Source organism: Extensimonas vulgaris, from assembly GCF_003337425.1.
GTDB classification, from domain to species: Bacteria; Pseudomonadota; Gammaproteobacteria; order Burkholderiales; family Burkholderiaceae_C; genus Extensimonas; species Extensimonas vulgaris.
Map to the genome: position 1 here is coordinate 510,274 of NZ_QPJU01000001.1, position 16,068 is coordinate 526,341.

The following is a 16,068-nucleotide window of genomic DNA, read 5'->3' on the forward strand; positions in this document are numbered from 1 at the left end:
TGCGTCAGACCGGGAACACGCCCGTGGAAAGATAACGGTCGCCGCGGTCGCAGACCACGAACACCACCGTCGCCTGCTGCACGCGCGCGCCGATCTGCTGCGCCGCCCAGCACGCCCCGGCCGCAGAAATGCCCGCAAAAATGCCCTCTTCGCGCGCGAGGCGCCGGCACATGTCCTCGGCGTCGTCCTGGCCAACGTAGATCAGTTCATCGACCAGGCCAGGGTCGTAAATTTTGGGCAGGTATTCCTCGGGCCACTTGCGTATGCCCGGAATGCGCGCGCCCTCCTGCGGCTGCGCACCGATCACTTGAATGGCGGGGTTCTTTTCCTTGAGGAAACGCGCCACACCCGTGATCGTGCCCGTAGTGCCCATGGCGCTCACGAAGTGCGTGATGCGCCCGCCCGTCTGCTCCCACAGCTCGGGCCCCGTGGTTTCGTAGTGGCTGCGCGGGTTGTCAGGGTTGGCGAACTGGTCGAGCACCTTGCCTTCGCCGCGCTTTTGCATGGCTTCGGCGAGGTCGCGCGCGTACTCCATGCCGCCGCTCTTGGGCGTGAGCACGAGCTCGGCGCCAAACGCCTTCATGGTCTGCGCGCGCTCGATCGAGAGGTCTTCGGGCATCACGAGCACCATGCGGTAGCCCTTGATGGCCGCGGCCATGGCCAGCGCAATGCCGGTGTTGCCCGAGGTGGCCTCGATCAGCGTGTCGCCGGGACGGATCTCGCCGCGCTCCTCGGCGCGGCGGATCATCGAAAGCGCAGGCCGGTCTTTCACCGAACCGGCAGGGTTGTTGCCCTCGAGCTTGGCCAAAATGACGTTGCCGCGCGTGGCGCTGTCCTGCGCACCGATGCGCTGCAAGGCCACGAGCGGCGTGCGGCCTACGGTGTCTTCTATGGTTGGGTATTGCATGGCCTAACTGTGCCATAATTGCCGGCTTCATTGCATGCCGCCCGGGTGGTGAAATTGGTAGACGCAGGGGACTCAAAATCCCCCGCCGCGAGGCGTGCCGGTTCGAGTCCGGCCCCGGGCACCAGCGCAAAAAAGAGCCGCTCTGTCGTTTGTGACGTGCGGCTTTTTGCTTTTTCTGGCGCAAAAAGCGGGCTGCAGCCTCAAAAACCATGGCGTAAGATGGCCTTGCCCATCAACAAGAAACGAAGGAGACGCACCATGGAACCAGCCTCGAACGAATTCGACTACAGCACGCCCGCGCCAGGAATCGGCGTCTTGCGCCTGCAGCGGCCGGCGCGCCGCAACGCGCTGCATCTGGCGCTGATGCAAGCGCTGCACCGGCTCTTCGACCAGATCCTGGCCGGCGGCACCCTGCGCGCGCTGGTGCTGTATGGCGAAGGCGGGCATTTTTGCGCCGGGCTCGACCTCAAGGCGTGGGTTGAAGACAAAGGCTTCGATGACTCGGACGTGCTGCAAGCCATGCGTCTGCAGCAGACTTTCGCGGGCTTGATCCAGCGCTTGCGCGCCAGCGACGCGGCCGTGATCGCCGCCGTGGATGGCGTGGCCGTGGGCGCGGGCATGGCGCTGACGCTGGCGGCCGACGTGCGCTTTGGCACCGCGCGCACGCAGTTTCACATCGGCGCCGTGCGCATTGGCCTGACCGCGGGCGAGTGCGGCATCAGCTACCACCTGCCACGCCTGATCGGTGCGGGCCGCGCGTTCGAGTTGATGCTCACGGGTCGCCCCATGCCCGCCGACGAAGCATTGCAAGCGGGCCTGCTCAGCGGCCTCGTGCCGCCCGAGCAGCTGCTGCCGCGCGCGCTCGAATGCGCACAGCAGATCGTCGCCAATCCACCCTACTCCACCGCGCACACCAAGCGGCTCATGTGGCAAAACCTGGACGCGCCCAGCCTGGCGGCCGCGCTCGAACTCGAAAATCACGCGCAAGTGCTCGGGCTGATGACGCCGGACTTCAATGCTGCAGTGCAGTCCTTCGCGCAAAAGAAAGCACCCCTGACTGCCGCTGCAGTGGCGTCCCCGCAAGGCTGAAAACCAGCAAAAGAAGTCGGATATTTTGATCGCCATCGCAAATTCACCACTATAATTCGAGGCTTCGCGGCTGTAGCTCAGCTGGATAGAGTACTTGGCTACGAACCAAGGGGTCGTGGGTTCGATTCCTGCCAGCCGCGCCAGAATTAACGTTCTAGAGCAACGGGTTAGTCACAAAAGTGACTAACCCGTTTTTCTTTGTTGGCGGATTTGACGGCGGCGCCTCAGAGGCTCAGAGTTTTTGAACCTCTGCGTAAATTTCCTGCAATGTGCTCTGGCAAGCACCGGCCCAGCCTACAGTTCGTAAATCCGCGAATCACGCCTTCAGCACGCATCAGTGCAGCCTGATGGCCCTTGCTTCTTGTCATACGCTCGTCCAGCAGCCTGTCGGACTTTGGGCGTCGATAGCGAGAATGGGCCACTGCGGCGCATTCGCAGCCGACGATTCCAAAGTCCGACAGGCTGCCAGGCTCGTCTGGCGATACCTCAGCGCAGCAGGTTGCTCGCCTCGCGCGCCAAAGTCTCGATGCGCGCCCAGTCCTTCTGCGCGATCGCATCCGCAGGAACGACCCACGAGCCGCCAACGCAGGCCACGTTGGCCAGCGATAGGAACTCGGCCGCATTGCCCGCGTGAATACCACCGGTGGGGCAGAATTTGACGTCGCCAAAGGGGCCCTGCCAAGCTTTGAGCATAGGCGCACCACCCGCCTGCAGTGCAGGGAAGAACTTGAGCTGCTGGTAGCCATCTTCCTGAGCCAGCATGATTTCGCTGCTAGTGACTACGCCGGGCAGCAGCGGCATTCCCAAGTCGAGGCAGGCCTTGCCTACGGCGCGGGTGTAGCCCGGACTCACGCCAAAACGCGCGCCGGCCAGCGCGGCGGCTTGGGCATCGGCTGCGCTGCGGATGGTGCCGGCGCCGGCTACGGCCTCAGGCACTTCTTTGGCGATGCGCTCGATGCATTGAAGGGCCACCGGCGTGCGCAGCGTCACTTCGAGCATACGGATGCCGCCGCCAACCAGCGCCCGGGCCAGGGGCGCGGCATCTTGTGGATCGTTCAACACGATGACGGGAATGACGGGCGCATCATGCATCACGTCGAGGGCAGTGAAGGTTGGTGTCATGTCGTTGGATTTTCAGAAGGCGGCCAAACCAGGGGCGGATACGGCGGCAGCGTGCTCGACGCCAGAAACTGCCATCGCGCCCGGTGTCGCCGGTAATTCAGAACCAGGTGCAGGCACCTTGCTCTGCCGTAGCGGCGTTGCGGCGCATGCTGGCAAAAAGTTCGCGGCCCAGGCCACGGCCATTGGCCGCGCACTGGGCAGCCGGCATGGAGGCCGTTTCGCGCTGAGTCCATTCACCCTGCGGCACCAGCACAGCCAGCGTGCCGGCTACGGCGTCGAGGCGGATCAGGTCGCCGTCACGCACCTTGGCCAGCGGTCCACCGGCAGCCGCTTCAGGTGACACGTGGATGGCTGCAGGCACCTTGCCCGACGCACCGCTCATGCGGCCGTCGGTGACCAACGCCACTTTGAAGCCTTTGTCTTGCAACACCGACAGCAGTGGGGTCAACTTGTGCAGCTCGGGCATACCATTGGCCTGCGGCCCTTGCCAGCGCACCACACAGACCACGTCGCACTCCAGCTCGCCGGCGGTGAAGGCATCCTGCAACGCCGCCTGAGAGTCAAAGACCCTCGCCGGAGCCTCGATCACCTTTCGGTCGTCCGGCACCGAGGAAACCTTGATCACGCCACGCCCCAGGTTGCCAGTGAGCAGCCTAAGGCCACCGGTGGCGCTGAATGGGCTGTCGACCGGTCGGGCCACCTCCAAGTTTTTCGACGGCCAGGCGGGCACCCAGTGCAGTCCGGCGCCGCTCTGGGTGACCGCCGGGATCTGGGTGTACTCGGCCAGGCCCCCTGGGCGCACGGTCAGGACGTCGGCGTGCATCAGCCCCGCCTCCAGCAGTTCATGGATCACGAAGCCCGGGCCACCTGCGGCCTGGAAGGCATTTACGTCAGCCGTGCCATTGGGGTACACCCGGGTCAGCAGCGGCACCACGTCTGATAACTGCGAGAAATCGTTCCAGTCAATCAGGATGCCCGCCGCGCGCGCGACAGCCACCCAGTGGATCAAGTGGTTGGTGGAGCCGCCCGTAGCGAGCAGTGCGACCACCGCATTGACGATACAACGCTCGTCCACCAGTTGGCCGATGGGTGGCACCCGGTAGTTGCCCGGCGCGGGGGTCTTGCCGAGCACGGTGCGCACGGCCTCGCGCGTCAGACGCTCGCGCAGGTCGTCACGGGGTTGAATGAAGGCCGTGCCGGGCACATGCAGTCCCATTGCCTCCAACAGCATCTGGTTGCTGTTGGCCGTACCATAAAAAGTGCAGGTGCCTTGGTCGTGGTAGGCCTTCATTTCAGCATCGAGCAGGCCCTCGCGGCCCACCAGGCCCTGGGCGGCCCGCTCGCGCACTTTGGCCTTGGCGCTGTTGGACAGACCAGATGACATGGGGCCGGCCGGCACGAACACTGTGGGTAGATGTCCGAAATGCAGCGCGCCGATCAGCAGGCCGGGCACGATCTTGTCGCAGACGCCCAACATCAGCGCGGCGTCGAACATGTCGTGCGTCAGTGCGATGGCGGTGCCCATGGCGATCACGTCGCGGCTGAACAAGCTCAGATCCATGCCCGCTGTGCCTTGCGTCACCCCATCGCACATGGCAGGCACGCCGCCTGCCACCTGTGCGGTGGCGCCCAATTTGCGGGCCTCGTCCTTGATGACTTCGGGATAGGTGCGCAAGGGTGCATGGGCGGACAGCAGGTCGTTGTAAGCCGTGACGATGCCAATGTTCGGCCCGTGCTCGGCCAGGATGCGCAGCTTGTCATTGGCTGGCAATCCGGCCACCGCATGGGCGACGTTGGCACAGCCCATGCGGTCGGTACCACGCGCGCGAGCACCGATTTTGGCAATCTGCTGCAGGTAAGCCGCGCGCAGATCGCGGCTCTTTTGGCGAATGCGTTCGGTGACGGCGTGGAGCGTTGGGTGGAGCATGGTCATGGCGCGCGGTGAAAGGGAGGGTGCCGCCCTTCTATGAGAGCGGCCAAGCGAACGATTTCGGTTTCATCGGACCTCGTGGCCGGCAGCGGAACCCATGCAGCAAAGGCCCGAATGCTTGCGCACGACGTTGGCAACCGTCTCCATCAAGGCATCGGCTCAACCCAGATGGTTCATTAGGAGACGGGCCGATGGCGAGGCGGCTGGCAAGGCAGTTTGGTTGCGGATGAGGAGTTCCTGGTGCTGTCACGAACGACGAAGCCGCGGCTCAAATGACAGGCTGACGTCCGCCAGCGCCCGCGTAGATGCACAGCACCGCCTAATGAACAATCTGGATTCAAGTCCATGCCGCAGGCTAGGAGCCTGTCGGACTTTGGAATCGTCGGCTGCGAATGCGCCGCAGCGGCCCATTTTTTACCGTCTTCTTGCCCCATAGCACCACTATGGGGCTGCGAATCCGGCAAAAACTGGCCTCGCTGGGGCGCATTCTCGCTATCGACGCCCAAAGTCCGACAGGCTCCTAGGAGCATCAAGCCGATGGCTCGGTGATTGGCTCAATGCGCCCCAGCAGAAACATGAAGGCACCGATGCCGACGATCAGGATCACGCCCGCCAGTAAGAAGGCATTGATGAAAGAGCCGGTGGCACCCACGATGAAGCCGGTGGCGATCGGTGCGGCGGCGCCCATCAGGTTGTTGCCAAAATTCATCAGCCCACCTACCGTGCCGACTCCGCCCTTCGGCGCTATCAGAGAAGGCAGCGACCAGCTCACCGGCGCTGCGGCGGCCAGGCCACCCAGGGCGATGGAGATCCACAAGATGGCCCACACCGGGTCTGTAGTTTGCGTGGCGCCAAACACCGCCAAGCCGAGCACCATGCCGCACACCAGCACCGTTTTTCGCACTATTGACTCAGGATAGCCCTTGGCGATCAGGTGGTCGATCAGCCAACCGCCGACGAACAGATCGGTCAGTGTGGCCACCATCCACGGAATGGCTGCAAAGCCGGCTGACTTGAGGATACTCATGTGCATGGCCTGTACCAGATAACCTGGCAACCATGTCAAAAAAAGATAAAAGGAATAGCCATAGGCAGCGAATCCCAGTATCAAACCCCAAACCTTCGGCTGGCGCAGCAGGAAGCCCAACATGCCGCTCGTGCCGCCGGCCGGCGCACCTTCAGGCGCTGCACCGCCCTCGACGATGTAGCGACGCTCGGCGGCGCTGAGCTTCTCGTCCTGACTCGGATCGCGATAGATCAGCAAGAATGCAAAGAAATAAAGAAAGCTCAGCACCGCACACACCCCAAAACCCCAGCGCCAGCCAAAACCCACCACCACGAAGGCCACCAAAGGCACGCCGATCACATTCGAGAACTTGGCCGCTGCATCGAAGATAGCGGTAGCCAGCGCACGTTCGCTTCGTGGAAACCAATAGCCCGTGGCCTTTGAACTGACCATAAAGCCTGGCGCCTCGGCAATGCCCAGCAACATGCGTGCGGCAAAGATGCCGGCCCAGCCGCTGGCCAGAGCCGTCAACGTCGAGGCAATGCCCCACGCCAGCGCACCCCAGCGCCCGATGCGCGTGGGGCCGTAGCGGTCCAACAGCATGCCGGCCGGCACCTGCAAAAGCGCATAGGTCCAGAAGAAGGCGGAGAGGAAGAAACCAATCTGCTCGGGCGAAAGGTGGAATTCCGCTTGAATCTGCGGCGCTGCCACCGACAAGCTCAGGCGATCGAAATAGTTAACCAGCACACCCGCGCCGAGCAGGCCGCCGATGCGCCAGCGCCGGTTGGGTACAGGGCTCTGCTGCGCTGGGAATTCCGCCGTGCCCGTGGCGAGTGAGGAGGATGTGGTCGTCATGATGTCTTTTATCGAAGGAACGTGATAGGGAAGGATCAGCTGGCAGCCGGTGGTTCCTGCTGCAGCCATGCGCGCACCCGTGCAACGGACTGCGCTAAAGGCGCAGTGGCTTGCACTGCCAGCACCCCGGGCTCGCCGACAGGAGACTCCAGAGTCTGGAACTGGCTGTCCACCAGGCTGGCGGGGAAAATATGCGCTGCTTCACGGGCCTGCACCCTGGCGGCGGCCTCGTTGCGGTCAATCTGCATGAAGATGAAGCACAAGCCTGGAACTGCAGCACGCAGTCGGTCGCGATAGGCACGCTTGAGAGCCGAACAGGTGAGTACTGCGCCGCTTTGGTGAGCCGCCATTTCCTCGCCCAGGCGTTTCAGCCAACCTGCGCGATCAGCGTCGGTCAGGGGGGTGCCGCTTTTCATCTTGCGGATGTTGGATTCCGGATGAAAGTCATCACCCTCGATCAGCGGTAAGCCCAACTCGGTCGCCACCGCATGACCCAAGCTGGACTTGCCGCAACCTGCCACGCCCATGACCACCAGCCAGATGGGTTTGTGCGATGTCTCCATCGGATCTCCTCTTTGGATAGCGCTATCTTCCGGGCGCGGAAAAGAGGTCGCTGCGACCCCCAGGTTGCTTTGGTGAGCCTGCCGATGTGGCGACCCTCTTGGATAGCGCTATCCTAAAGCATAATCATCGTTCAAATTACTAGGGTTTACACCAAATGCTCTGCCCTGACAGGGATGCCAAGTCTCCCCGAAGTGGCCGTCGGAGCACCGGCCGCGTAACTTTGCAGGATGTGGCTCGCGCCGCAGGCGTGAGCCCGATCACCGTCTCGCGCGCGCTACGCGGCGAGCGAGCCGTTGCGCCCGAGCTGGTGGCACGCGCCAGGGCCGCCGCGGAATCACTGGGCTACGTACCTGATCCTGCGGCCCGCGCCCTTGCCTCGCAGCGCAGCAGCCATGTGGCAGTGCTTATCCCTTTGCTGACCAATACCCTGTTCGTCGACTTGCTGGAGGCCGTGCAGTCCACCCTGCGCACTGGCGGTTACCAGACACTTATCGGGGTGACTCACTATGATCCCCACGAGGAAGAGCAATTGCTGCGCGAGCAACTCGCACATCGCCCTGCCGGCCTGATCGTGACCGGCTTCGAACGCAGCGAAGGAGCTCGTACCTTGATCCAGACCAGTGGCGTGCCCTGTGTGCACATGATGGAAATACGCCGCGCCCCTGGCGTGTACTGCGTCGGCTTTTCGCAGCAGGCCGCTGGCCAAGCACTCACCGAGCACCTGCTGGCCCGTGGCGCTCGCCGCATTGCCTATGCCGCGGCACAACTGGATGCCCGGGTGATGCAGCGCGCTGAGGGCTATCGCCGCGCCCTGCAGAACGCGGGCTGTTATGACCCGGCACTGGAATTTCTGTGGCCCGAGCCATCGTCCTTGGCCCTGGGCGCGCAAATGTTTGCTCACATCATGGTCGAGGCCACGCCCGATGCTATCTTTTTCTGTAACGACGACCTGGCCCAAGGCGCGCTGATGGCCGCGCCACGTCTGGGCATCTCGGTGCCCACAGACGTTGCAGTGGCTGGATTCAATGACCTGCCCGCTAGCGAACAACTGGTACCCAGCCTGACCAGCGTCCATACACCACGGCGGGAGATCGGACAGACGGCGGCGCAGATGCTGCTGCAATTGATGCGTGGCGAGCCTATTGAATCTGAGTGCATCGAGCTGGCATGGAAAGTGGTGCAGCGCGAGAGCGCCTGACATGAGATAGGGCCGGCTCTATGCCCTTTCCGCTTTCGGGTGAAACTTGACCCTGGAATCACCATCGGTTGCTGGGCGTGCCTTTTTTCACCTTTAACCCAGATTGTCCATTAGGCGGCGCTGCGCGCCTACGCGGGCGCTGGCGGACGGCTGCCGGTCAAACTGCCTCACCAACCGTCTCGCCATCATCCCGCGTCCTAATGAACAATCTGGGTTTGATTTTCTTTTTCGCGCCATGAGCAAAGCCTTTACCAAGGAAACCGACGCGCCAGAAGATGAAGCGCTGGCGCTGCCGCCGCTGCCTGCAGGCGGCAAAAACTACATCACGCCACAAGGCTACGCGCGCCTGCGCGCCGAACTGCTCGACTTGATCGACAACGAGCGCCCGAAGGTCGTCGAAGTGGTGCACTGGGCTGCGAGCAACGGCGACCGCTCGGAAAACGGCGACTACCTCTACGGCAAAAAACGTCTGCGCGAGATCGACCGGCGCATCCGCTTCCTGACCAAGCGCCTCGAAATCTCCGAAGTGGTCGATCCCTCGCTGCACGCGGGCAGCGACCAGGTATTTTTCGGCGCCACGGTGACCTACGTCGATGACCTGGGGGAAGAGCGCACGGTGACCATCCTCGGCATCGACGAGGCTGACACCACCCAAGGTCAGGTGAGCTGGATTTCACCCGTCGCCCGGGCCCTGTTGCGCGCGCGTGTGGGTGACGAAGTGCAACTGCCGACGCCAGGTGGCGTGCGCACGCTAGAGATTTTGCAGGTGCGCTACCCCGAAAAGCCCGCCGCCCTCACCCCAAAAGCCTGAAAAGTTCAGCCCTGCGGCGTCATGCGCACGGCACGCAGCACTGCGGGCGTGCGCCGCAGGTTGCGCAGGGCCGCTTCGAGGTGGGCTTGGTCGCGCACGGCGATGAGAAAGCGCAGCTCGGTGGTTTCGAGCGCGGCTTCGTCGGGCATGTCCACGTGGATGATGTCCACCTCGGCGTCGGCCAGCGCAGAAGCCACCCGCGCGAGCACGCCCTTGCCGTTCGTCACGGTGACGGTGATGGCCGTCTCGAACAGGCGCGCGGGTTCGTCCGACCAGTCAACGGCGATGAAGCGTTCGCTGTCCTTGTCCTGCAGGCGCTTGGCCACGCTGCAGTGGGCGTTGTGCACCACCAAGCCCTCGCCGCGCCCCAGATAGCCCACGATGGCGTCGCCCGGCACAGGGCGGCAGCAGCTCGCGTATTGCACCGAGGCGCTTTCGCTGCCGTCGAGCATGATCGCACCCTGCGAGAGGGTCTCGTGCGCGGTGTAGCGCTCGCGGCTCATGAGCAGGGCGTCAGGGCGATGACCCAGTTCAGCCAGCAGCGCCACCAGCCGCTTGGCGACGATGCTCGCGATGCGCTTGCCCAGGCCAATGTCGATCATGAGCTCGCTGCGCGTGCGGTTGCCGGTAAAGCGCAGCAGTTTGTCCCAGATCGGCTGGGTTTCGGCGTTGAGCGGCGGCAGTTGCGCCAGACCCTCGGCGCGCAATGCCTGGGTCAACAGCTTTTCGCCCAGCCCTTCAGATTCGGTTTGTGCGAGCGTCTTGAGGTAGTGGCGGATCTTCGAGCGCGCGCGTCCCGTGCGCACGAAGCCCAGCCAGGCCGGGTTCGGTGTGGACACCGGCGCTGTGATGATCTCGACCACGTCGCCGTTGCTGAGCTCGGTGCGCAGGGGCACGAGCTCGCCGTTGATCTTGGCCGCGGTCGCGTGGTCGCCCACGTTGCTGTGAATGGCGTAGGCAAAATCGACCACCGTCGCGCCCCGCGGCAAGGCCATGATCTGGCTCTTGGGCGTGAACACGTAGACGGCATCCGGGAACAGGTCGACCTTGACGTGGTCCCAGAATTCGGCCGCGTCGCGGGTTTCGTTTTGGATGTCCAGCAGCGACTGCAGCCACTTGGTGCCCAGGCGCTCGGCCGCAGTGCCATCGGCGTTCTGCGCCTTGTAGAGCCAGTGCGCAGCCACGCCCGCCTCGGCAACCACGTGCATTTCTTCGGTGCGGATCTGAAACTCGATACTCAGGTTCGCCGGCCCCACCACGGTGGTGTGCAGCGACTGGTATCCGTTGAGCTTGGCGATCGCGATGTGGTCCTTGAACTTGCCCGGCACGGGTTTGTACATCTGGTGCAGCACGCCCAGGGCGGTGTAGCAGTCGGTGACTGTGGGCACGATCACGCGAAAACCGTAGATGTCCGTCACCTGCGCGAAGCTCAGGTGCTTGAGTTGCATCTTCTGGTAGATCGCGTACAGCGTCTTTTCCCGCCCCGCCAGGCGCACCTTCATGCCTATGCGCGAAAAAGCCGCATCGACTTCGGCCTGCACTTTTTTGATCAGGTCGCCACGCCGGTTGCGCGACTTGTTGACGGCCTTGGCCAGCGTGGCGTAGCGCCAGGGGTGCAGATAGCGAAAGGCCAGGTCCTGCAACTCGCGGTAGGTCTGGTTGAGCCCAAGGCGGTGCGCGATCGGCGCGTAGATTTCGAGCGTTTCGCTCGCGATGCGCTGCCACTTGCTGCGCGGCATGTCGGCGAGCGTGCGCATGTTGTGCGTGCGGTCGGCGAGCTTGATGAGGATCACGCGCACGTCGCGCGCCATGGCCAGCAGCATTTTTCGAAACGACTCGGCCTGGTTTTCCTCGCGTGTGTGGAACTGTAGCTTGTCGAGCTTGGTCAGGCCATCGACGAGTTCGGCCACCGTGACGCCGAAGCGCTCGATCAAGTCGGCCTTGGTGACGCCGCAGTCCTCCATCGCGTCGTGCAGCAGCGCCGCCATGAGCGCGGGCGCGTCGAGCTTCCAGCTCGCGCACAGCGCCGCCACGGCGATCGGATGAGTGATGTAGGGCTCGCCGCTGTTGCGCAGCTGGCCCAGGTGCGCCGCGTCGGCAAATCGGTAAGCCTTGCGCACCTGCTCTATGCTGGCGGCGTCGAGGTAGTCTAGGCTGTCCACGAGCGCAGCAAAGCTCGCTGCAGCGGCATTGGCCGCGGCATTCGTGGCCGCAACGGTGCCCCCTGTAGGCGCAGGGTTTGCTGCAAGAGGTGGGAGTGCCGCGTTCATACGTTCAAATGTAGCGTGCAAACGGGAATAATTGCAGCCCGCAAACAAAAAGCACCGCCAAGCGGTGCTTTTTATGATAAGGGCGTGGCCCAAAAGTACCAGAGCGTTCAGCCGGGCACTTTTTTCAGCATTTCGAGGCCGACCTTGCCAGCGGCGATTTCACGCAGCGCCGTGACCGCAGGCTTGTTACGGCTTTCGATGCGCGGTGCATGGCCTTGGCTGAGCATGCGCGCGCGGTACGCTGCGGCGAGCACGAGTTGGAAGCGGTTGGGGATTTTTTCCAGGCAGTCTTCTACGGTGATGCGTGCCATCGATTTTCTCCGGCGGGTGTTCAGATGATGTGCAGCGCTTTGAAGGTCTCGGCGCGGGCGCGCAACTGGGCGGCGTACTTGAGGCGCTGAGCGTGCACTATGGTTTTCAGATCGAAAAGCGCGCGCTCGAAAAGCTCGTTGATTATAACGTAGTCGAATTTGTCCACTTGCCGCATCTCTTGCGCTGCATTCTTGAGGCGCATCTCTATCACTTCAGGAGGATCCTCACCGCGGCGCTCGAGGCGCGCACGCAGCTCTTCCCAACTGGGCGGCAGGATGAAAATGAGCACGGCCTGCGCAAATGCCTGGCGGATCTGCATAGCCCCCTGGAAGTCGATTTCGAGCACCACGTCAACGCCTTGTGCGACTCGCTCCGCTATGGCTTGTTTGGACGTGCCGTAGCGGTTGCCGTGCACGTTCGCCCATTCGACGAACGCCTGCGCCTGCACCATCGCATCGAACTCTTGCGGACTGATGAAATAGTATTCGCGCCCGTGCTTTTCCTGTCCACGCGGTGCGCGCGTGGTGTGCGAAATTGACGGCCGCACATGCGAGTCGAGTTCGAGCAGGGCTTTCACGAGGCTGGATTTACCAGCCCCGCTGGGCGCCGAAACTACGAAGATATTGCCTGGATAGTCCATGGTTTGTCTACACCGGAAGCTATTTTATACATAGCATCAAGCAGCCGCCTTCACTCGATGTTCTGCACCTGCTCGCGCATCTGCTCGATCAGCACCTTCATATCGACGCTGATGCGCGTGAGTTCGAGCGCGGCCGACTTGGAGCCCAGGGTGTTGGCTTCGCGATGCAGCTCCTGGATCAGAAATTCGAGACGCTTGCCGATTTCGCCGCCTTTGTCCAGCAAGCGCTCGATCTCGTCGAGGTGCGCGCTCAGGCGCGTGAGTTCCTCGGCCACGTCGATGCGCAGCGCAAAGGCCGTCGCCTCGGTCAGTGCGCGCTCGCGCGCGGCTTCGGGCGGGACGCTGCCTTCGACGGCAGCCATGGCCTCTTGCCAGCGCTCGAGAAAGCGCTGGCGCTGCTGCTGCACGAGCTGGGGCACGAGCGGCTGCGCCTGCAGCGCAAGCGCGCGCAGTTGCGCGAGCCGGTCGCGCAGCATGGCGGCCAGGCGCTCGCCCTCGCGCGCTCGCGCGGCGCGCAGGGCGTCGAGCGCTTGCTGCGCCAATGGCGTGACGATCGCACTCCAATCTTCAGCGGGCGTCGCACTGTTTGCACACAGACGCAGGGCATCGGCTACGCTCAGCAGCGGCGCTTGCGGCAGCCACGCGCGTATGCCGTCTTGCAACATGTTGAGGCGTTGCAGCAGGCGCGGCGAGAGGTCGGGCAAGTCCACGCCGTCGCTGTTCTCGAGCACGGCACGCACCTCGACCTTGCCGCGTCTGAGCTGAGCGGTCAGCAGGCTGCGCAACGCCGGTTCGGCGGCGCGCAATTCGTCGGGCAAGCGAAAACTCAAGTCGAGAAAGCGGCTGTTGACCGACCGAATCTCGAGCCCGAGCCGGCGCTTCTCACTCACTGCTGGCTCGGCATCGCCCTCTGTGGTGCCAGGGTGGTGCTGCACGCTGGCGTATCCGGTCATACTGTAAACTGGCATGGGATTTTGATGGCTTACTTGACAAGCCGGTGATTATCCTGGTTCCACACGTTGATTCCGGATCACGACTTACGCAAATCGGGGTCAGGCAAGGCGTTCACCCCATGGCAAAACAATTTGCGGCATCCTTGTTTGCTTAAGTCCAGCGGATGATTCCGAGCCTTCACGCACACATGTCCAAAATCAAGCCGGCTCCTTTACCACCCCATACCGTCATCGGAGGCTATCGCGTGGTGCGCCGCTTGGCATCGGGCGGCTTCGGCGTGGTCTATCTGGCCTTGGATGCAGAGGGCAAACAAGTCGCGATCAAGGAATACCTGCCATCCTCGCTGGTGGCACGCGCGCCCGGCGAATGCTTGCCGCAGGTGCCCCCCGAGAAACTCTCGCTGTACCGGCTTGGCCTCAAGAGCTTTTTCGAGGAGGGGCGCTCGCTCGCGCAGATTGCGCACCCTGCAGTGGTTAGCGTGCTCAATTTCTTCCGCGAAAACGAGACTGTCTACATGGTCATGAACTACCTGGAGGGTGCCACCCTGCAGGATTTCATCGTCACTGCGCGCGATCTCAAGCAAGCAAAAATTTTTCGTGAGTCCACCATCCGTTCGCTGTTCGATGAAGTGCTGCGCGGCTTGCGTGTGGTGCACCAGCACAAGATGCTGCACCTGGACATCAAGCCGGCCAACATTTTCATCACTGACGACGACCGGGCCGTGCTGATCGACTTTGGCGCGGCGCGCGAGGTGCTCTCCAAAGAAGGGAACTTCATCCGCCCCATGTATACCCCCGGCTTCGCCGCGCCCGAGATGTATCGGCGCGACAGCGGCATGGGGCCATGGACGGACATCTACGCCATAGGTGCCTGTATCTATGCATGCATGCACGGTTACCCACCGCCCGAGGCACCGCAGCGCGCCGAAAAAGACCGCCTGACGCAAGCGCTGGCGAAGCTGCGCGGCGTGTATTCGGACAGCCTCATCGAAGTCGTGGAATGGTGCATGACGCTCGACCCCGGCTCGCGTCCGCAGTCCGTTTTTGCTTTGCAAAAAGAGCTGGGCCGCGAAGGTGAGCGTCGCTACACCAAGCTCTCGGTCTCTGAAAAAATGCGCCTGCAGCTCGACTCCATCCTCTCCGATCCCAAAAAATCCCTTGCCTCGTCTGCGCGCGACGCAGCCAAGCCCCGATGAAGTTTTCCGTATTCCAGCTCAGCCGCCGTGGCGGGCGCGCAAAAAATGAGGATCGGATGGGTTACTGCTATACGCGCGAAGCCAGCCTGTTTTTGCTCGCCGATGGCATGGGCGGACACCCTGAAGGCGAAGTGGCCGCACAGATTGCGGTGCAAAGCATGGCCGAGATGTTCCAGGCGCAGGCCAAGCCACGGCTTGCAGACGTGCCAGCCTTCCTGGCTTCGGCCCTGCTGGCTGCACACCACCAAATCCTGCGCTACGCCGACGACCAAGGCATGCCCGATGCCCCGCGCACCACGCTGGTGGCCGCCGTGCTGCAAGCCGGTTCGGCCTACTGGATCCACTGCGGCGACTCGCGTCTTTACTTGGTACGCGACGGCCAGCTCGTGGCGCGCACGCAAGACCACTCGTATCTCGCGCAGCACCCTGCGCGCCCGCTGGAGGTTCCCCACGCCAACCGCAATGTGCTGTTCACCTGCCTGGGCTCTCCGCTCAAACCCGTCTCCGACCTCGGGGGGCCCTTTGCGCTCGCACAAGGTGACCGCATTTTGCTGTGCTCGGATGGGCTGTGGGGGGTGCTTGACGACAAGACCATCGCACAGCAAATGGAGCGTCTGCCGATCGACAAAACCGTGCCCACGCTTGTCGATGCTGCGCTGCGCAAGGCCGGCGCAACCAGCGACAACGTCACCGCCATCGCGCTCGAATGGCAAACGCCCGATGATGCAAATACTTCGCTGGGTATTTCCACCGACCACATCGACGAAGACGGATTCGCCTCTTCCTTCGAGGCTGAATCGCTGAATGAGAGCGACGTGGCACAGTTGGACGAGTTCGACGACGCGGCGATCGAGCGCTCGATTGCCGAAATCAACGAGGCCATTCGCCGCTCTGCCGCGCGCCGTCGCTGAACCCAGATGGTTCATGAGGACGCGGGATGATGGCGAGGCGGCTGGCGTGGCAGTTTGGTCGCGGGTGAGAAGTCCATGGCCGGTGCCATGAACGCCGAAGCCGCGGCCAAAATGACCGGCAGACGTCCGCCAGCGCCCGCGTAGGTGCGAAGCACCGCCTCATGGACAATCTGGGTTGAAAGCACGCTGCGGCTGCACCGCGCGACCCATCGTAAGCACGCCTTGCACGGCCGGCGCAGCGCCCCCAACTGTGTGCCGGCCATTGCGTCAATGCAGTCCATCATCACCCTCCTCACTCATCCCA

15 protein-coding genes and 2 tRNA genes are annotated in these 16,068 nt (G+C 63.2%); 7 read left to right on the top strand and 10 right to left on the bottom strand.

What is annotated here, in order from left to right:
* Window positions 1–4: 4 nt before the first annotated feature.
* Window positions 5–907, bottom strand: coding sequence for a cysteine synthase CysM (gene cysM, locus DFR45_RS02330; protein WP_114482062.1), 903 nt, complete (start codon window positions 905–907; stop codon window positions 5–7).
* 39 nt (window positions 908–946) lie between these two features.
* Here cysM and DFR45_RS02335 point away from each other — a divergent pair.
* From DFR45_RS02335 to DFR45_RS02345, 3 genes are all read left to right on the top strand, one after another.
* Window positions 947–1,031 (top strand) — tRNA-Leu (locus DFR45_RS02335).
* Window positions 1,032–1,165: 134 nt separating this feature from the next.
* Window positions 1,166–1,996 carry an enoyl-CoA hydratase/isomerase family protein gene (locus DFR45_RS02340; RefSeq protein ID WP_158636989.1) on the top strand — a complete coding sequence of 277 codons (831 nt, stop codon included), beginning with the start codon at window positions 1,166–1,168 and terminating at the stop codon, window positions 1,994–1,996.
* Between the two features lie 66 nt (window positions 1,997–2,062).
* Window positions 2,063–2,139: transfer RNA gene (locus DFR45_RS02345), tRNA-Arg, on the top strand.
* Window positions 2,140–2,482: 343 nt separating this feature from the next.
* Here the strand turns inward: DFR45_RS02345 and eda are convergent.
* The 5 genes from eda to DFR45_RS02365 all read right to left on the bottom strand — a co-directional run bounded on the left by eda (window position 2,483) and on the right by DFR45_RS02365 (window position 7,472).
* Complete coding sequence (gene eda, locus DFR45_RS02350; RefSeq protein WP_114482064.1) at window positions 2,483–3,118, bottom strand: bifunctional 4-hydroxy-2-oxoglutarate aldolase/2-dehydro-3-deoxy-phosphogluconate aldolase; 636 nt, start codon at window positions 3,116–3,118, stop codon at window positions 2,483–2,485.
* 97 nt (window positions 3,119–3,215) lie between these two features.
* On the bottom strand, window positions 3,216–5,051 hold the full coding sequence (edd, locus tag DFR45_RS02355; protein ID WP_114482065.1) for a phosphogluconate dehydratase: 1,836 nt from the start codon (window positions 5,049–5,051) through the stop codon (window positions 3,216–3,218).
* Window positions 5,052–5,224: 173 nt separating this feature from the next.
* On the bottom strand, window positions 5,225–5,482 hold the full coding sequence (locus tag DFR45_RS14310; RefSeq protein ID WP_147269956.1) for a hypothetical protein: 258 nt from the start codon (window positions 5,480–5,482) through the stop codon (window positions 5,225–5,227).
* A gap of 95 nt (window positions 5,483–5,577) precedes the next feature.
* A complete protein-coding gene (locus DFR45_RS02360; RefSeq protein WP_114482066.1) occupies window positions 5,578–6,909 on the bottom strand; it encodes an MFS transporter in 1,332 nt (443 codons plus the stop codon).
* A 35-nt stretch (window positions 6,910–6,944) separates the two neighbouring features.
* Window positions 6,945–7,472 carry a gluconokinase gene (locus DFR45_RS02365; RefSeq protein WP_241659385.1) on the bottom strand — a complete coding sequence of 176 codons (528 nt, stop codon included), beginning with the start codon at window positions 7,470–7,472 and terminating at the stop codon, window positions 6,945–6,947.
* Window positions 7,473–7,627: 155 nt separating this feature from the next.
* Here DFR45_RS02365 and gntR point away from each other — a divergent pair, with 155 nt between their 5' ends.
* Window positions 7,628–8,671, top strand: a complete 1,044-nt coding sequence (gene gntR, locus DFR45_RS02370) for an HTH-type transcriptional regulator GntR (protein ID WP_114482067.1) — start codon at window positions 7,628–7,630, stop codon at window positions 8,669–8,671.
* Between the two features lie 235 nt (window positions 8,672–8,906).
* Window positions 8,907–9,482 (top strand): transcription elongation factor GreB, encoded by a 576-nt coding sequence (gene greB, locus DFR45_RS02375; protein ID WP_114482068.1) that lies wholly within the window; start codon window positions 8,907–8,909, stop codon window positions 9,480–9,482.
* A 5-nt stretch (window positions 9,483–9,487) separates the two neighbouring features.
* On the opposite strand, the gene DFR45_RS02380 is transcribed toward greB, so the two are convergent.
* The 4 genes from DFR45_RS02380 to DFR45_RS02395 all read right to left on the bottom strand — a co-directional run bounded on the left by DFR45_RS02380 (window position 9,488) and on the right by DFR45_RS02395 (window position 13,672).
* Window positions 9,488–11,752: a RelA/SpoT family protein gene (locus DFR45_RS02380; RefSeq protein WP_114482069.1), complete on the bottom strand. Its 2,265-nt coding sequence runs from the start codon at window positions 11,750–11,752 to the stop codon at window positions 9,488–9,490.
* 107 nt (window positions 11,753–11,859) lie between these two features.
* Window positions 11,860–12,063, bottom strand: coding sequence for a DNA-directed RNA polymerase subunit omega (gene rpoZ, locus DFR45_RS02385; RefSeq protein ID WP_114482070.1), 204 nt, complete (start codon window positions 12,061–12,063; stop codon window positions 11,860–11,862).
* A 20-nt stretch (window positions 12,064–12,083) separates the two neighbouring features.
* Window positions 12,084–12,704: a guanylate kinase gene (gene gmk, locus DFR45_RS02390; RefSeq protein ID WP_114482071.1), complete on the bottom strand. Its 621-nt coding sequence runs from the start codon at window positions 12,702–12,704 to the stop codon at window positions 12,084–12,086.
* Between the two features lie 50 nt (window positions 12,705–12,754).
* On the bottom strand, window positions 12,755–13,672 hold the full coding sequence (locus DFR45_RS02395; RefSeq protein WP_170132836.1) for a YicC/YloC family endoribonuclease: 918 nt from the start codon (window positions 13,670–13,672) through the stop codon (window positions 12,755–12,757).
* Window positions 13,673–13,845: 173 nt separating this feature from the next.
* On the opposite strand from DFR45_RS02395, the gene DFR45_RS02400 reads away from it, so the two are divergent.
* Entirely contained in the window at window positions 13,846–14,853 is a 1,008-nt protein-coding gene (locus DFR45_RS02400) for a serine/threonine protein kinase (protein ID WP_114482073.1), read from the top strand.
* On the top strand, window positions 14,850–15,764 hold the full coding sequence (locus DFR45_RS02405) for a PP2C family protein-serine/threonine phosphatase (RefSeq protein WP_114482074.1): 915 nt from the start codon (window positions 14,850–14,852) through the stop codon (window positions 15,762–15,764). Before DFR45_RS02400 ends, DFR45_RS02405 begins: the two co-directional genes overlap by 4 nt.
* The last annotated feature ends 304 nt before the right edge of the window (window positions 15,765–16,068 follow it).